This window comes from Variovorax sp. PEI5 (genome assembly GCF_056679935.1).
Genome location: NZ_JBWXPH010000002.1, coordinates 438,083 through 453,397, shown reverse-complemented (window position 1 = coordinate 453,397; position 15,315 = coordinate 438,083). Strand labels below are relative to the sequence as shown.

At 70.2% G+C, this 15,315-nt stretch carries 15 protein-coding genes; 8 read left to right on the top strand and 7 right to left on the bottom strand.

The genetic code is table 11. The features are described from left to right. Positions 1–5: 5 nt before the first annotated feature. The 4 genes from AC1MLT_RS18580 to AC1MLT_RS18565 all read right to left on the bottom strand — a co-directional run bounded on the left by AC1MLT_RS18580 (position 6) and on the right by AC1MLT_RS18565 (position 4,269). Positions 6–1,382, bottom strand: a complete 1,377-nt coding sequence (locus AC1MLT_RS18580; RefSeq protein ID WP_481035595.1) for a P-loop NTPase family protein — start codon at positions 1,380–1,382, stop codon at positions 6–8. A gap of 14 nt (positions 1,383–1,396) precedes the next feature. Further along, positions 1,397–2,629, bottom strand: coding sequence for a type II and III secretion system protein family protein (locus AC1MLT_RS18575; RefSeq protein WP_481035852.1), 1,233 nt, complete (start codon positions 2,627–2,629; stop codon positions 1,397–1,399). A gap of 100 nt (positions 2,630–2,729) precedes the next feature. Further along, a complete protein-coding gene (cpaB, locus tag AC1MLT_RS18570) occupies positions 2,730–3,752 on the bottom strand; it encodes a Flp pilus assembly protein CpaB (RefSeq protein WP_481035594.1) in 1,023 nt (340 codons plus the stop codon). Between the two features lie 31 nt (positions 3,753–3,783). Continuing rightward, the gene (locus AC1MLT_RS18565) at positions 3,784–4,269 is read right to left on the bottom strand and encodes an A24 family peptidase (RefSeq protein WP_481035593.1); all 486 of its coding nucleotides are present in this window, start codon (positions 4,267–4,269) and stop codon (positions 3,784–3,786) included. Between AC1MLT_RS18565 and AC1MLT_RS18560 the strand changes: the two genes are divergently transcribed. Next, positions 4,268–4,489 (top strand): hypothetical protein, encoded by a 222-nt coding sequence (locus AC1MLT_RS18560; RefSeq protein WP_481035591.1) that lies wholly within the window; start codon positions 4,268–4,270, stop codon positions 4,487–4,489. The two genes, AC1MLT_RS18565 and AC1MLT_RS18560, sit on opposite strands and share 2 nt — an antisense overlap. A gap of 22 nt (positions 4,490–4,511) precedes the next feature. On the opposite strand, the gene AC1MLT_RS18555 is transcribed toward AC1MLT_RS18560, so the two are convergent. Together AC1MLT_RS18555 and AC1MLT_RS18550 are read right to left on the bottom strand one after the other, a co-directional pair. Further along, entirely contained in the window at positions 4,512–5,549 is a 1,038-nt protein-coding gene (locus AC1MLT_RS18555; protein ID WP_481035590.1) for an IS30 family transposase, read from the bottom strand. Between the two features lie 559 nt (positions 5,550–6,108). Beyond that, a complete protein-coding gene (locus tag AC1MLT_RS18550; protein ID WP_481035588.1) occupies positions 6,109–7,023 on the bottom strand; it encodes a hypothetical protein in 915 nt (304 codons plus the stop codon). 594 nt (positions 7,024–7,617) lie between these two features. On the opposite strand from AC1MLT_RS18550, the gene AC1MLT_RS18545 reads away from it, so the two are divergent. The 7 genes from AC1MLT_RS18545 (at position 7,618) to AC1MLT_RS18515 (ending at position 14,340) form a co-directional block, all read left to right on the top strand. Continuing rightward, on the top strand, positions 7,618–8,169 hold the full coding sequence (locus AC1MLT_RS18545; protein ID WP_481035851.1) for a 2Fe-2S iron-sulfur cluster-binding protein: 552 nt from the start codon (positions 7,618–7,620) through the stop codon (positions 8,167–8,169). After that, positions 8,166–9,155, top strand: a complete 990-nt coding sequence (locus tag AC1MLT_RS18540) for an FAD binding domain-containing protein (protein ID WP_481035586.1) — start codon at positions 8,166–8,168, stop codon at positions 9,153–9,155. Before AC1MLT_RS18545 ends, AC1MLT_RS18540 begins: the two co-directional genes overlap by 4 nt. After that, positions 9,152–11,470 carry a xanthine dehydrogenase family protein molybdopterin-binding subunit gene (locus AC1MLT_RS18535; protein WP_481035585.1) on the top strand — a complete coding sequence of 773 codons (2,319 nt, stop codon included), beginning with the start codon at positions 9,152–9,154 and terminating at the stop codon, positions 11,468–11,470. The genes AC1MLT_RS18540 and AC1MLT_RS18535 overlap by 4 nt, the downstream gene beginning before the upstream one ends. 213 nt (positions 11,471–11,683) lie before the next feature. Next, complete coding sequence (locus AC1MLT_RS18530; protein WP_481035583.1) at positions 11,684–12,376, top strand: hypothetical protein; 693 nt, start codon at positions 11,684–11,686, stop codon at positions 12,374–12,376. Then, positions 12,331–12,489, top strand: coding sequence for a hypothetical protein (locus tag AC1MLT_RS18525; protein WP_481035582.1), 159 nt, complete (start codon positions 12,331–12,333; stop codon positions 12,487–12,489). Before AC1MLT_RS18530 ends, AC1MLT_RS18525 begins: the two co-directional genes overlap by 46 nt. 80 nt (positions 12,490–12,569) lie before the next feature. Further along, positions 12,570–13,982: an acyclic terpene utilization AtuA family protein gene (locus AC1MLT_RS18520; RefSeq protein ID WP_481035580.1), complete on the top strand. Its 1,413-nt coding sequence runs from the start codon at positions 12,570–12,572 to the stop codon at positions 13,980–13,982. Further along, the gene (locus AC1MLT_RS18515; RefSeq protein ID WP_481035579.1) at positions 13,975–14,340 is read left to right on the top strand and encodes a DUF4387 domain-containing protein; all 366 of its coding nucleotides are present in this window, start codon (positions 13,975–13,977) and stop codon (positions 14,338–14,340) included. The genes AC1MLT_RS18520 and AC1MLT_RS18515 overlap by 8 nt, the downstream gene beginning before the upstream one ends. On the opposite strand, the gene AC1MLT_RS18510 is transcribed toward AC1MLT_RS18515, so the two are convergent. Beyond that, positions 14,337–15,314, bottom strand: a complete 978-nt coding sequence (locus AC1MLT_RS18510; protein WP_481035577.1) for a Bug family tripartite tricarboxylate transporter substrate binding protein — start codon at positions 15,312–15,314, stop codon at positions 14,337–14,339. The two genes, AC1MLT_RS18515 and AC1MLT_RS18510, sit on opposite strands and share 4 nt — an antisense overlap. Position 15,315: the final 1 nt, after the last annotated feature.

The window sequence follows — 15,315 nt, the reverse complement described above, 5'->3', positions numbered from 1 at the left end:
GCGGATCAGCGTTCCGTGGCGCTGCGACCGCGCCGCGACAGCGGCGCCATCAGCGCGGCCCAGGAGGATGGCGTCCGGCCCGCCACGCGCGCCGGCGGGTCGGCGGCGACGCTCTCGCTGCGCAGTTCGCGCACCATGGCCTGGACGGCGTTCACATAGGGATCGTGGCGTGCCACCCGGGCCAGCATCTCGCCGCGTGCGCCGGCCGTCAGCAGGGCCGAGCGACGCTGCGGCAGGACATGCGCGAGCGGCAGCTGCAGGCGCTCGGCCATGTCGCGCGCCGTCACGGCCAGCGTCGGGTCGAACAGGTTGGCCACCAGGCCCAGGCGCTGGCGCTCGACGCCGTGGCTCTCCAGGTCGTGCAGCAGCCGGGCCGTGGAGACCAGACCGCCGATGCTCTGGTCGCACACCACCCAGGTCCGGTCGGCCTCGCGCACGCATTGCGCCATGAAGGCCGGGCGGCTGCAGCCGCCCAGGTCGGCCACCTGATGGTCGAAGAAGTCGGGCAGGCGCCGCAGCAGCCCGATGTCGTCCTCCGAGGGCGTCTCGCGCAGCTGCGCCGGATCGCAGGGCAGCGGCAGCACCGCCAGGCCGTCGGCATGACGCGCCAGCGCGGTCCGCGCCAGCGTCTGGTCCAGGCGGCGCAGCTGGCTGGCGCCATCGGCGAAGCTGAAGTCGCTGGTGGTGTCGAGGTAGAGCAGGCCATCACGCGCCGGCAGGCCGAGGTCGAGCAGCGCGACGCCGCGCGCCGGCGCGCCGCCGCCCGACGCGGCCGCCGCTCGCCCGACCGCGTCCTGCAGCAGCAGCGCCAGGTGCGTCGCCAGGGTCGTCACGCCCAGACCCGGGCGCGCGCCCAGCAGCACCACGCCCCGACCGCGCAGGGCCGATGCTCGTGGCGCGTCCGAGGCCGGCCCGGTGGCCGGAGCGCCGCGCCGCAGCAGCAGGGCGGCGAGCGTCGCGTTGAGGTCGTGCAGCGAGCCGGCGGTGTCGACGAAGTCGGCCACGCCGGCTCGCAGGGCCGCGAGCAACGCGGCCGGCTCGGTCGAGGCGCCGGTGCCGAGCACCGCCAGTTCGGGCCGGAGCTGGCGCAGCTGGCCGTGCAGTTCGGCGGCGGCGGCGGCCTGGCTGCCCGCGAAGTCGAGGAACACGGCGCGCGGCCGCAGGGTGGCGATGCGCTCGTCGATCGCGCGCATGCTGCGCGCCACCTGCACCACCGTGCCGCGCCGCTGCAGGCCATGGTTGAGCCAGTCCAGCGTGGCGATGTCCTCGGTCGCGAACAGGTAGGTCTCGGTGCCGGCCGGCGCGGTGGGAGCGGCGAACGCGGCGAGGTTGCCGGAGGAAGGCGGCGAGGACAGGAACGAGGGGAGTGGGGAGGATGGCATGGGTTTCGGTTTCTTCAGCGGGAGAAGCCCGGCAATGTCTCGGGCGCCCGGCCGTCGCCCAGCACGATGCGCTTCCAGACCGCGTCGTCGCGCCGCTCGGAGGCGCCGGGCAGGCGCGCGGTCAGGTCGGTGCCGCGCGCGATCGGCTTCACCAGGTGGGGCGTGACCATGATGACCAGCTCCTTCTCGGTCATCCGGTAGTTCTGCTGCTTGAACAGCAGCCCGATCACCGGCAGGTCGCCCAGCAGCGGGACCTTGCTGGCATTGGAGAGGGTGGTGCGGCTGACCAGTCCGCCGATGATGAAGCTCTCGCCATCGCCGAGCTCGACGGCGGTGTCGGCGCGGCGCGTCGTGATGGAGGGAACCGGCACGCCGCTGATGCTCAGGGCGTTGGTGTAGTCGAGGTCGCTGGCCTCGGGCGCGACCTTGAGCGCGATGCGGTCGTTCGACAGCACCGTCGGCGTGACCGTCAGGCCGATGCCGAACGGCTTGTACTGGATGGTGGTGGTGCCCAGCGCCTGCGGCACCGGCACCGGCAGCTCGCCACCGGAGAGGAAGCTGGCGCTCTGGCCCGAGGTGGCGATCAGGGTCGGCTCGGCCAGCACGCGCGCCAGGCCGTTGCCCTCCAGCAGGCGCAGCGTCAGGTCGAGGCCGCGGCCCTGGTTGGCGTTGCCGAAGCCCAGCACCAGGTTGAAGGCCTGGCTGATGCTCGACGACGAGGTGTTGAGGAAGCTGAAGCCGCGGCTGTTCGGCCCGTAGCTCGACAGCTCGAAACCGGCGTCCTTGAGCACGCTGCGGCTGAACTCGACGATCCTGACCTCGACCTGCACGGTCTGGCTGCGCACCGCGACGACCGAGCGGTCGAGCGGCGCGGCGTCGGGGCCGCCGGCGGCGCGCGCGTCCTCGACGCGCCGGGCATGCGCCTCGAGACTGTCCGAGCTGCCTTCGACCACGCCCTGGCGGCGGCGCACGCTGACGTCGTAGGTGGTGGCGTTGTCGCTGCCGCGCCGCCACACCATGAGCGTGGTGCGGCCGGCCGCCTTGCCGGTGACGATCAGCCGCGCGCCATCGGTGTTCCGGTCGCGGCGCGTGACCAGCACGCTGGCGACCGCTTCGTCGGCGATGGCCAGGCGCTCGATCGCGCCGTCGATCAGCAGTTCACGCTGGGTGCCGGCCGCGAGCGCCAGTTCGCGCCGCTCGGCCGCCGTGGCGGCGCTTGTGGCGCAGGCGCACAGCAGCGCGAGCATGGCCGGGCCGCCGGGCGTCCAGGCGGCGTGTCGGAGCCGGTGGGCGCGGCGTGGGGGAGCAGGAGGCATGCGTCGGTCTCGCGGGATGGGCGGGTCGGTGTCAGTAGCTGACGATCTCGCGGCGGTCGCCCCGGATCGACTCGATCTCGATGCCACCGCGCGCCGGGGCGCTCCGGCGTGGCGCGGCCATGCCGGGTGGTGGCGCGACGACCAGGGCGGACGATGCGATGGCGGGCGCGAAGGCCACCACCGGCGACGTGATCGGCGGCGCGGCACCGCCCGCCAGGTCGGCCATCGCGATGCCGGCCTGGGCCTGGTCGATCGGCCGCAGCGCGGTCCTCGCGCCGCCCGGGCCGCCGGTGCGCAGCGCGGTGACGGGCGCCGGGAACAGAGCGGCGTCGGGCTGCGCCGTGTCGCCGGGATGGCGCAGGGCCAGCAGCAGCCGCCCGTTGGCCTCGCCCAGCGCCAGGCGCGCGACATCCTGCACCTGCACCGCCAGCACCACCGTGCGCGCGGCCTCGAGGGTTCGGGTCGGGGTCGTGCCGGCCGCGCCCGGCGCGTCGTGACCCGGCCCCGCCGGCCCGTCGACGGATGCGCCGCCATAGGCCAGCACGCGCTGGCGCGACAGCAGCAGGCGCGCCTGACTCTGCGTCACCTCGCGGCCATCGCCCTTGAGCAGGAAGAAGACATCGACGAAATCCCCCGGCTGTACCCGGTGGGCGACGCCCAGCACCTCGTCGGCCCGGATCGCCACCGCGCGCTCGCCCTCCTCCAGGCGGGCGGCCAGGCCGGCGACCAGGCCGGATTCGAGCAGCAGGGCGCCGGCGGCGAGGTCGGTGGCCGGCACGCGTCCGGTGGCGGCGGCGACATCGCGCAGCGCGCCGGGCGGATCGATGGGCAGACGCACCACCTGCAACGCGTCGGCGCCGAGGATCTCGCCCGCCCGCACCTCGCGGCGCGTGACCACGACCGCGAAGGTGGGAGCGGCGACCACCGGGGCCGCGCCGGTGGCGGGGCCTGGTGACGGGCCGGCGGCGCGGCTGCCGAGCCACCACGCGTATCCGCCCAGCGCCACGGCGAGCAGCAGCAGCACGGCGGCGAGGATCTGGGTCAGGCGGAACATGGCGGGCGACAGGAAGAGGAGGACGGCAGCGTCAGTGCGACGCAGGTTCGAGCCGCAGGGCGAGCCAGACCAGCGCCATCAGCGCCAGGTAGCCGGCATAGGGAATCGAGGCCCGGGCCCGCGGGACGGCGGCCGAAGGCGCCTTCGCATCGGCACGCGCCTTCCAGGGACCGTGTTGGCGGATCAGACTGAACAGCGCATGGCCGCCCGCCAGCAGCCCGGCACCCATGGCGATCGGCAGCAGCGGCGATCCGCCGACCCACAGTCCCAGCACGCCCGCGAACTTCACATCGCCCGCGCCCATCAGCCCCATCGCATAGAAGCACAGCAGGATCAGGAAGGCGCCGATGCCTCCCAGCAGCGCGTCCGGCCAGCTGACGGCCAAGGGCGACCGCCCGACGGCCAGCGCCACGATGGCGAAGACCGCGCCCGCCATCACCCACCGATTGGGAACCCGGCGTCGCGCGAAATCGCAGGCGACGACGCCGACGAGCCAGAGACCGAGGGTGAGGGACATGCCGATGCCACGCCGGATCCGACGGGTGGCTCAACCGCCCGACGATGGGGGAGTGCTCGATCCGGAGGTGGCCGATCCGGCAGCGGCTGGCGCGAGCGTCGTCGAGATATTCGTGAACACCGTGTTGAGGCGCGAGGCGATGGAACTAGAACCGGCACCAAATGCGGTGGCCAGCACGACGGCGATCAATCCGGCAATGATTCGGTGGATTCAAACTTGAAGCGCAACACCCAGAGATTCAATCAATGAATCAGGGTTGAGGGAGTCGAACTGCTGAGGAGCAGTTGTCGGTAGACGGCAAGTGGTGATCGTACGCCCAGTGCCTTGCGCGGCCGGTCATTGATCTCGTCTGCAATGGCGTCGAGCTGCTCCTGGCTGTAGCCCGAGAGATCGGTGCCCTTGGGCAGGTACTGGCGCACCAGGCCGTTGGTGTTTTCATTGCTGCCGCGCTGCCAGGGGCTGTGCGGATCACAGAAGTACACCGCCACGCCCGTGCGCTCGGTCAGCTTGGCATGCATTGCCATTTCCCGGCCCCGGTCGTAGGTCATGCTCTGGCGCATCGGCTGGGCAATGCTGGCGAGTTTGTCGCTGAAGGCTTGCAGCACATGTGCTGCGGTCGCTGGCTTGGGATGAGGCAGCTTCACGAGCATCAGCAGCCGGCTGCTGCGCTCCACCAAGGTGCCCACCGCGCTGGCGTTGCCCTCGCCCTTGATCAGGTCACCTTCCCAATGGCCGGGGAATTGACGGTCCTCGATCTCGGGCGGACGCACGTGGATGCTCAGCATGTCGGGGATCTGGCCACGGCGGTCCTCCCCCTTGCTGCGGGGCAGGCGCTTGTTGTGCGCATGGCGCAGGCAGGCGATCAGGTCCCGACGCAGCTCACCCACGGGCTGGGCGTAGATGCAGTTGTAGATAGTCTCGTGCGACACGCAGTACTCATGCCCTTTGGGGTACAGGCGAGCGAGCGCCAAGGCCACTTGCTCGGGCGACCAGCGCAGGCGAAGGAAGTGCTCGACGGCGCCAAACAGGATCGAGTCGACATGCAGTTTACGCAACGGGCGGGCCTGCGCTCGACGATGGCTGCAGGCTTGCTGCGCGAGGGCACTGCCGTACCGACCCGTGGGCGCGGTGTTGCGCTGCAACTCCCGGCTGATCGTGCTCGCATTGCGACCGAGCACGCGTGCCATGGCGCGGATGCCCAAACCCTGCTGCTTCAGACTGGCCAGGGTGACGCGGTCTTCGGGCTGGAGTTGGGTATAGGTGGCAGGATGAGGCAACATGACGGGACCTTACAGGGCCGGGTGTTGCACTTCAGGTTTGAATCCGCCTTCCGTATTCAATGGCGGTGGCGCCACGTTCGTCGCGCATGAATTTAAAAAAGGCGGCTTTCATGATGATCCTTAAGCAGTTCGATTAGAGGCAGTGAAACAGGACTAGCACTAAAAATGTAGCTTCTGTAATTTTTCTAATCAATACTGAAAAAGTATTCGTCGTGAATGAAGTGTTTTTAATCTCCCAAAACGCGTGTCAATACCCGACCTTTTCAATTGGCCAAGAAAACAGAGACTGTTGAAAACTATGGATTTAAGTGCTTTTTTTTCGATCCAGGGAAAACCTGGATGAAACCAGCCAATTCGCTTCTCAAGTGCTCAGGATTCCGCCATGTGGATGGCGCGACCCTCGGGTGATCGGCGCCATGGAACCGGGGCCATGGCTCGGCATCGCGTGGTGGAAGCGAAAAATCCCTGAAAAAAGATGATGGCGACGTTGTGGAAATCGTGAAAAAGGCACGTTTGAGAGACAGGGAGAGGCGCCGTGTCTGTCAGACGGAGGCTCTTTTCACGCTTTCGCAGTCGCCGGCACCATGCACTGAGGGTCGTAGCCGGCCATGAACAGGGCGCCGATGAAGGCGGCCATGCGGGCCTCGCTGGTGTGCGAGCTGTGGCGCTTGGGCCAGGCCACGAAGAGTTCCAGCGGACTGCGGCGCAGGGTTTCCTCCATCAGCAGTCCGACCCGCACGGCGGCGCTGGCCCAACGGCCGGCGGTCGCGATCTCGGAGCCGAGGTTGTAGCTGAGCACACCCGGATCGACCGCATCCGGGAAGGCGCGGCGCACGCGCCGCTGCAACTGGTTGCCGACGGCGGGAAAGCGCAGCATCGGTGACAGTGGCGCGCTGCCGCGTCCGCTGCGGCGCCGCCAGATCTCCACCAGCGTGCCGATCGCGGCCGCCACCCGCGACTCGTAGATCGGCAGGCCGTCGACCGCGTAGAGCGAATGGATCTTGCAGAGCGCCGAGTTCATGCGCGGAATGCTGCGGAAACTGCCGGTGGGGTCGGGGTCGGCCAGGCGCAGCGCCTGCCCGGTCACCTGCAGATAGAGAGGCAGTTTCTCGCCCAGGCTGACGAGGTAGGCGCTGGCGCCGACGCGGCTGTTGCGGTCGGCGCCCCACTCGACGATCGCTTCGCAGGCGATCCGCGTGCCCTGTGGGTCCTGGTGCGCGACGGCAGCGCGCAACTCGGTGGACAGCTCCTTCATGCGGATCATCGTCTCCTGCCAATCACCGATCGCCATGCCGGTGAAGCGCCAGCGGTAGCAGTCCGGCACCAGCTGGTCGAAGGTCGTCTCGGCCACCAGACCGTTGGGCATATAGGGGGAGACGTTCATATTCAGCCGGACCTTCAGGTGGGGCAGGTGGCCCGCCAGCCATTCGGCGAATTCGCGCACATCGGCATCCTGGAGAAACATTTGACGCATCGTCGATTCCTTTTTTCTTGAAACGTGTCGGCGGTCCGGCACGCGAGGCGTTCAAAATGCTCAGAGCAGTTCTTAAAACAAATCAATTCGACTGGATCACAAGTATGCGCGTGCTTGTTTTTTTGTGGCAATACCTCTCCCTTCCTGCGTCGCATGCAACTCGTTTTCCAGCCAATACCTCATTCGTATTGCGCTGAAATCCGAAGTCGGGAAGCAGGCAGAAAGAAAACCATGCGATGACACGTCCGCTCGGGCGACCGGCGCAAGGGGTGCGCGGTCCGGGTGGACGGCATCGGGTTCATCCGTCGTCGTGACGGGAAACTCGGTGTTTCAAATCTTGTCCGGCCCTCCAATTGAAAGAAATGACAAGAATTGGCATGAGAGTTGGGTTTGTACGCAAAATGTGACAGTGCGTCCGTACGCTACCGCACACAGCGATGAAGCCGGAATCGGGTCGCGGCATGGATTCGCTTCCCTCGGACGACCGGACGGCTCCAAGAAGGGGCGCCGGCACCCGCGCGCCGACACAACTGGTAGCAGCGCCCCAGGATGCGGGCCACCATGATGGCCAACACCCCACCCGAGAAGAACCCCATGGAATTCACCATCAACGGATCGCCCGTGCAGGCGACGTTCGATCCCCGGACGTCGCTGCTCGACCTGTTGCGCGACCACCTGGGCCTCACCGGCTCCAAGAAGGGCTGCAACCAGGGTGCCTGTGGCGCCTGCACCGTGCTGGTCGATGGCGAGCGGATCAATTCGTGCCTGGCGCTGGCGGTCCAGTACCAGGGCCGCCGGATCACCACGGTCGAAGGTCTGGCCGAAGCCGGCGAACTCCATCCGCTGCAGCGTGCCTTCGTCGTGCACGACGGCTTCCAGTGCGGCTATTGCACCCCCGGCCAGTTGTGCTCGGCCATCGGCATGATGGGCGAGGCGCGACGCGGCATGCCCAGCGTGGTCACCCAGGATCTCGCGGCTCCCGTCGCCATGACACTCGATCGTGAGGAATTGCGCGAGCGCATGAGCGGCAACCTGTGCCGCTGCGGCGCCTACAACGGCATCGTCGATGCCATCGTCGAGACCTTCGACATCGGCATCCCCGAGGGCGCCGCCCGTGGATCCGCCACGCGCCGGGAGCCCGCATGACGCCCTTCACCTATCACCGCGCTGCGGACGTGGCCGGTGCCTTGCGGCTGGCCGGCCAGTCGGCGACGTCGCGCTATCTGGGCGGCGGCACCAATCTGGTCGACCTGATGCGCGAGACGATCGAGCGGCCCGATGCGCTGGTCGACGTCTCCGGCCTGTCGCAGGCCATCGAGGTGGATGCGCGGGGCGGCCTGCGCATCGGCGCGGCGGCCCGCAACAGCGCGGTGGCGGCGCATCCCGTGGTGCGCGAACGATTCCCGCTGATCGCGCGTGCGCTGCTCGCGGGGGCCAGCGGGCAGATCCGCAACATGGCCACCACCGGTGGCAACCTCCTGCAGCGCACGCGCTGCGGCTATTTCTACGACGACGCGGCGCGCTGCAACAAGCGCTCGCCCGGGGCGGGGTGCGACGCGATCGGTGGTTTCAACCGCATCCACGCCATCCTGGGCGCCTCGCCGGCCTGCGTGGCGACGCATCCGTCGGACCTGTGCGTGGCGCTGGCCGCGCTCGACGCCGTGGTGCGCATCGACGGCCCGGCGGGTCCGCGCGCGGTGCCGCTGGTCGACCTGCATCGCCTGCCGGGCGATCGTCCCGATCTCGACCACGTGCTGGCGCCCGATGAACTGATCGTCGCCGTGGAGGTACCGGCGCTGGCCTTCGGCGGGCGCTCGGTCTATCGCAAGGTGCGCGACCGCGCCAGCTATGCCTTCGCGCTGGTGTCGGTGGCGGCCGCGCTGGACCTCGACGACGATGGCGGCGTGCGCGATGTGCGCCTGGCGCTCGGCGGCGTGGCGCACAAGCCCTGGCGCGCCTTGAAGGCCGAGGCGGCGCTGCGCGGACGGCCGGCCACGGCGGCGAGCTTCCAGGCCGCCATCCGCGCCGAGCTGGCCGATGCGTCGGGCCTCGGCCACAACGACTTCAAGATCGACCTCGCCGAGCGCGTCGTCGTCGCCACGCTCGGCCAACTGGCGGGAGACCCCTCATGAGCCTGATCCAGGACATCGCGCAGCAGGCGGTGATGAAAGCCGCCGAATACGTGCCCGATCGCTGGCTGCCCGGCGCCTCGCCCGATCCATTGCGGCACGCCGGGGGCCTGATCGGCGCGCCGATGGCGCGGGTCGACGGTCCGCTCAAGGTGACCGGCCGGGCCCGCTTCGCGGCCGAGGTGCCGATGGACGGCCTGACCCATGCCGCGCTGGTCCACAGCACCATCGCCAGCGGCCGCATCGCGCGACTCGACACCACCGCCGCCGAGCGCGCGCCCGGCGTGGTGCTGGTCATGACGCATCGCAACGCGCCGCGCCTGGCGCCACCGCCGGTGATGATGACGGCGCCGCGCGCCGCCGGTGCCAGCGACCTGCCGGTGATGCAGGACGACCGCATCCACTGGAACGGGCAGTCCGTGGCGCTGGTGCTGGCCGCCACGCAGGAGGAGGCCGATCACGCGGCATCGCTGGTCGAGGTGAGCTACGAGAGCGATCCGGCGGCGCCGGCCGTGACCTCCTTCGCCGACGCCATAACCCGGGCCCGCGTGCCCGACAGCCTGCTGGGCGAACCGCCCGAGGTGCGGATCGGCGATGCCGAGGCGGCCTTGCGCGAGGCGACCTTCGTCGTCGATGCGCTCTACACCACGCCGCGCCACAACCACAACGCCATCGAGTTGCATGCCGCCACCGTGGCCTGGGAGGGCGACACCCTGACGGTGCACGACGCCACCCAGGCGGTCAACGCCACCGCCTGGACCCTGGCGCAGATCTTCGGCATCGAGGAGTCGCAGGTGCGCGTGATGTCGCCCTTCGTCGGCGGCGGCTTCGGCGGCAAGATCCTCTGGGACCATCAGATCCTGGCGGTGGCCGCCGCCCGGCTGGCGCGGCGTCCGGTGCGCATCGTGCTCTCGCGCGAAGGCGTGTTCCGCGCCGTCGGCGGCCGGACGCCCACGCGGCAGCGGGTGGCCCTGGGCGCCCGCGCCGATGGCACGCTGGCCGCGCTGATCCACACCGGCTGCGTGGCGATGACCCCGCACAACAACTGCCCGGAGCAGTTCACCTTCCCGGCACGCCATCTCTATGCCAGCGAGACCTTCGAGCTGGGCCAGAAGGTGGCCGACATGCACATGGTGGCCAACACCTTCATGCGCGCCCCGGGCGAGTCGGTCGGCACCTTCGCGCTCGAATCGGCGCTGGACGAACTGGCCCTGGCGATGGCACTCGACCCGCTGGAGCTGCGCCGCCGCATCGAGCCGTCGAAGGACCCGGTATCGGGCAAGCCGTTCTCCTCGCGCCACCTGCTCGACGCCTATGCCGCCGGCGCGGAGCGCTTCGGCTGGGACCGGCGCGCGGCCCGGCCGGGAACGCGCCGCGAGGGCGAGTGGCTGGTCGGCATGGGCATGGCGACGGCCACCTACCCCTACATGCGCATGCCCGGCGGCGCCGCCCGCATCCGGCTGGGCATCGACGGCACGGCGCTGGTGCAGATGGCCAGCCACGAGATGGGCATGGGCACGTCCACGGTGCAGGCCCAGCACGTCGCGGCACGGCTGGCGCTGGCCTACGAGGACGTGCGCTTCGAGTATGGCGACACCTCGCTGCCCGCGGGCACGCTGGCCGGCGGCTCGTCGCAGACGGCCTCCATCGCGGCGGCGATCATCGCGGCGCACGAGGTGATGGTGAAGCAGCTGCTGAGGACCGCCGGCAAGGACTCGCCGCTGGCGGGCGCCCGGCCGGAGGAGGTCGAGGCGCGCGATGGCGGTCTGGGCCTGCGCGAGGACGGCGCGCGCTGGGAGAGCTATGCCTCGATCCTCGCGCGTGCCGGCCTGACCGAGCTGGTGGCCGAGGCCGATGCGCCGCTGCCGCTGGAGGCGCAGAAATATTCCATGCATTCCTACGGGGCGCAGTTCTGCGAGGTGCGGGTGAACGCGGTCACGGGCGAGACCCGCGTCTCGCGCTTCCTCGGCTCCTTCGACTGCGGGCGCATCCTGAATGCGAAGACCGCCGCCAGCCAGTTCCGTGGCGGCATCATCATGGGACTGGGGCTCGCGCTGACCGAGGAGACCCACTTCGACGAGCGCACCGGTTGCATCGCCAATCCGTCCCTGGCGCAGTACCACGTGCCGGTGCACCTGGACGTGCCGGAGATCGACGTCATCTGGACCGACGCGCCCGATCCGCACAGCCCGCTCGGCGCCCACGGCATCGGCGAGATCGGCATCACCGGCGTCGGCGCGGCGGTGGCCAACGCGATCTTCAACGCCACCGGCAAGCGCGTGCGCGACCTGCCGATCACGCTCGACAAGCTGCTCTGAGCGGCACCGCGCCGGCAAGGGCGCGGCGCGGCGCGGCGCGACCCGGCGACCGACCGCCCGACCGATTTCGGAATGCCGGCGCCCCACGGGCGCTCCGGCGGCGGAATTGTTCAGCAACGGCCGCCGACCGGCTGGCTAGAGTGATCCGACGTGGCCCCGGCCCGGCCCGCCGGCCGGATCGGGCGCCTTGGTCCATCCGCCCAGGGAGATCGAATGCGCCGGAGCTCGTCGGGATGCCCGTGGGTCGTCGTCCTGCGCATCGGCGCCCGCCATTTCCCCACTCGCGCCAGCAAGCCGCCGCGCGAGCCACCGGTCGTCCCGCTCGCCGCGCAGCAGCTCGCGTTGCATGCCGCCATTGGCGCCGAGAGGCGCCGGCGCATGGCCATCAGCTCCGTCTCGCCCGATGCGGCCCGCAGGCACCTGGCGGCCTTCCAGGAGGGCGCGACCTATTTCGTCACCCGGTCGGTGCTGGACTGGCGTGGTCGCGAATGGCTCGGCTACGACGACAACAGCCAGTTCGTCATGCCCAGGTCGGAAGCCGACCGGCTGCTGGCGAAGGCCCGGGGCGACGTCGGGCTGCTGGAGATCGAGCTCGGCATTCCGCCGGGCAGCTGGGCCGGCGCCGTGCTGCTGCGCATCGACATCCCCGCGCCCCATGAACTGAATCTGCGCCTGCCCTCCGGCAACGAGGCCGGCGCCAACGCCTGCTGGCTCCCCGGCGGCCTGACCCCCTTCGGTCATTCCGAAGCCGTCGTCGACCGCATCCCCCTCGGCAAATATGTGGAAAGCCCCGCATGGAACATCTTCCCTCCCGAACCGACTACCGGATCGTCGACGTCGACGGCCGCCGCATCCTCTCCGTGCTGTGCGGAAGCACCGCGATCTATGAATTCCGGACCGAACTGACGGCGCTCGAGCAGGCCGGCATCGGCGCGGGTGGCGCGGCCACGCCGGCGCTCGTCGAGGCGATCCGCCACGATCCGCGGGCCTTCCGCTATCGCGAGTTCAAGCCCCGCTGATGCCGCCGGCCCGGCGCGACGCGGCATGGAGCGGCGCGATGCGAACGGATAATCGCCGCCTTCCCATCGCCCCTCGTTCCATGCCCTCCGACCGCCATCCCGACCCCAGCGACACCCACGACACCATCGACATCCTCGTGCCCATCGGCGCCCTCGGCATGGGCGTCAATGCCGATGACGTCGCCGCCGGCATCACCGCCGGCGCGCACGCCATCGCCTGCGATGCCGGCTCCACCGACAGCGGACCGGCCTACCTGGCGACCGGCTTGGCCAAGTATTCGCGCGATGCCGTCAAGACCGACCTGGCGATCCTGATGCGGGCGCAGGCCGCCGCCGGCATCCCGCTGCTGATCGGCTCCTGCGGCACCTCGGGCAGCGACGCGGCACTCGACTGGACGCACGACATCGCCCGCGAGATCGCCCGCGAGGAAGGCCTGGCCCCGCGCATCGCCCTGCTGTACTCGGAGCAGTCGCCGGGCGCCATGGCGCAGTGCGCCCGGACCGGCCGCATCGCGCCGCTGGCGCCCATGACCGATGCCGAGCCGATGCGGTTCGAGGCCTGCGACCACATCGTGGCGCTGATGGGGCCGGAGCCCTACATCGCCGCCCTGGAGGCCGGCGCCGACATCGTGCTGGGCGGCCGCACCACCGACACCGCCGTGCTGGCGGCGGTGCCGCTGATGCGCGGCGCCGGCGTCGGCGCGGCCTGGCACGCCGGCAAGATCGCCGAATGCGGCGGTCTGTGCACCGAGCGGCCCCGCAACGGCGGCGTGCTGATCCGGGTCGGCGCCGAGCACTTCGACGTCCTGCCGCTGAGCCCGGGCAACCGCTGCACGGTCGAGACCGTCTCGGCCCACATGCTCTACGAGAACAGCGACCCGTTCCTGCTGCACGAGCCCGGCGGCATCCTCGACGTCACCGGGGCGCGCTACGTGGCCATCGACGACCGCTCGGTGCGCGTCACCGGCTCGCGCTTCGTGCCGCGGCCCTACACCCTCAAGCTCGAGGGCGCCGCCGGAGGCGCCTTCCAGACCCTGATGCTGGTCGGCATCCAGGACCGCAAGGTGCTCGCGGACATCGACGCCTTCCTGGTCCGCATGCACGAGGTGCTGACGGCCCGCGTGCGCGCGGCGATGGGCGAGCGCGCCGGCGTCTTCGACATCTCGCTGCGGCCCTATGGCTGGAATGCCGTCGACGGCACGCCGGTCGCGCCGGGCGGCGCGGTGCCGCGCGAGATCGGCCTGCTGTTCGTCGCCACCGCCGCCAGCCAGGGCATCGCGACGCAGATCGCCAAGACCTGCAATCCCTGGCTGTTCCACCTGCCGCCGGAGGAGGGCGACGCCATGCCCAGCTATGCCTTCCCGTTCTCGCCGGCGGAGATCGAACGCGGCCAGGTCTTCGAATTCAAGCTCAATCACGTGGTGAGCGTGGACGATCCGGCCGAACTGGTGCGGACCGTGTTCGCCGCCCGCCAGGAGTCCGCCCATGACTGAAACCGTCGCGACCGTCGCCAGCGTCTGCCGCCACGTGCGCTCGAAGAACGCCGGCCCGTTCTGGATCACGCTCGACCTGTCGTTCGCCGACCAGGCGGCCTTCGACCGCCACGCCTTCGCGCCGCAGCTGCAGCCGGCGGCGATCGGCGCGTTGTTCGACGTCGATCCGGCGCAGGTGAAGCATTTCGCGGTGCCCGACCTGCGCGTGGTGAAGATCTCCTATCCGCGCCGCCACGCGCAGGGCGGCGCCCTGGAGCGCGACATGCACGGCGGCCAGCAGTACGTGCGGCTGCTCGACTTGGTGCTGGAGCCGGCGCCCGATGCCAACGCCCACGCCGGCACCGGCACCGATCGCTAGTCGAGCTTGATGCCCGTGGCCTTGATCACGGGCCCCCAGCGGCGCGACTCGGCGCGCGCCAGCGCCCTAAACTGCTCCGGCGTGCCCGGCATGGCCTCCATGCCGATGTCCTCGAAGCGCTTCTGCACGGCGGCCGTGCCGAAGGACCGGTTGAGGTCGGCATTGAGCTTGTCGACGATCGCGGGCGGCAGGCCGGCCGGGCCGAGCAGGCCCTGGAACGCGAACACCTCGCTGTCGCGCACGCCGACCTCGGCCAGCGTCGGCACGTCGGGCAGCAGCTTGCTGCGCGCGCCGGAGCCGATCGCCAGCACGCGGACCTTGCCGCTCTTCATGATCTGCAGGCCGGAGGCCAGGTCCAGGAACATGCAGGGCACCTGGCCACCCATCACGTCGGCCATGGCGGGCGCCGCGCCGCGATAGGGGATGTGCGTGATGAAGGTGCCGGTGCGGTTCTTGAACATCTCCATCGACAGGTGATGCGGCGAACCATTGCCCGGCGAAGCGTAGTTGACCTGGCCCGGACGGGCCTTCACATAGGCCAGGAATTCCTTGAAGTCCCTGGCCGGGAAGTCCGGATGCACCACCAGCGCCAGCGGGAACTTGCCGATCGCGCCGATGTAGCTGAAGTCCTTCTGGGGATCGAAGGGCAGGCGGTTGAACAGGTGCTCGTTGAAGGCCAGCAGGGCGTTGTCGGCCGACATGACGGTGTAGCCGTCCGGCCGGCTCTTGGCGACCAGGTCGGCGCCGATGTTGGTCGAGGCGCCGGGCCGGTTGTCGATCACGATCTGCTGGCCGAGCGTGGCGCGCATCGCCTCGGCCAGGCTGCGGGCGATGACGTCGGTGCCGCCACCGGCCGGATACGGCACGACCCACTTGACGATCTGGGACGGATAGGCCGACTGCGCGCGGGCGAAGGGGGCGGCGGCCAGCGCGGTGCCGGCGGCGAGCGTGCCAAGAAGGGTTCGACGATCCATG

Coding starts and splice junctions, on each gene's coding strand:
- AC1MLT_RS18580 (WP_481035595.1), bottom strand. CDS start 1,382: ATGCCATCCTCCCCACTCCCCTCGTTCCTGTCCTCGCCGCCTTCCTCC.
- AC1MLT_RS18575 (WP_481035852.1), bottom strand. CDS start 2,629: ATGCTCGCGCTGCTGTGCGCCTGCGCCACAAGCGCCGCCACGGCGGCC.
- cpaB (WP_481035594.1), bottom strand. CDS start 3,752: ATGTTCCGCCTGACCCAGATCCTCGCCGCCGTGCTGCTGCTGCTCGCC.
- AC1MLT_RS18560 (WP_481035591.1), top strand. CDS start 4,268: ATGCCGATGCCACGCCGGATCCGACGGGTGGCTCAACCGCCCGACGAT.
- AC1MLT_RS18565 (WP_481035593.1), bottom strand. CDS start 4,269: ATGTCCCTCACCCTCGGTCTCTGGCTCGTCGGCGTCGTCGCCTGCGAT.
- AC1MLT_RS18555 (WP_481035590.1), bottom strand. CDS start 5,549: ATGTTGCCTCATCCTGCCACCTATACCCAACTCCAGCCCGAAGACCGC.
- AC1MLT_RS18550 (WP_481035588.1), bottom strand. CDS start 7,023: ATGCGTCAAATGTTTCTCCAGGATGCCGATGTGCGCGAATTCGCCGAA.
- AC1MLT_RS18545 (WP_481035851.1), top strand. CDS start 7,618: ATGGAATTCACCATCAACGGATCGCCCGTGCAGGCGACGTTCGATCCC.
- AC1MLT_RS18540 (WP_481035586.1), top strand. CDS start 8,166: ATGACGCCCTTCACCTATCACCGCGCTGCGGACGTGGCCGGTGCCTTG.
- AC1MLT_RS18535 (WP_481035585.1), top strand. CDS start 9,152: ATGAGCCTGATCCAGGACATCGCGCAGCAGGCGGTGATGAAAGCCGCC.
- AC1MLT_RS18530 (WP_481035583.1), top strand. CDS start 11,684: ATGCGCCGGAGCTCGTCGGGATGCCCGTGGGTCGTCGTCCTGCGCATC.
- AC1MLT_RS18520 (WP_481035580.1), top strand. CDS start 12,570: ATGCCCTCCGACCGCCATCCCGACCCCAGCGACACCCACGACACCATC.
- AC1MLT_RS18515 (WP_481035579.1), top strand. CDS start 13,975: ATGACTGAAACCGTCGCGACCGTCGCCAGCGTCTGCCGCCACGTGCGC.
- AC1MLT_RS18510 (WP_481035577.1), bottom strand. CDS start 15,314: ATGGATCGTCGAACCCTTCTTGGCACGCTCGCCGCCGGCACCGCGCTG.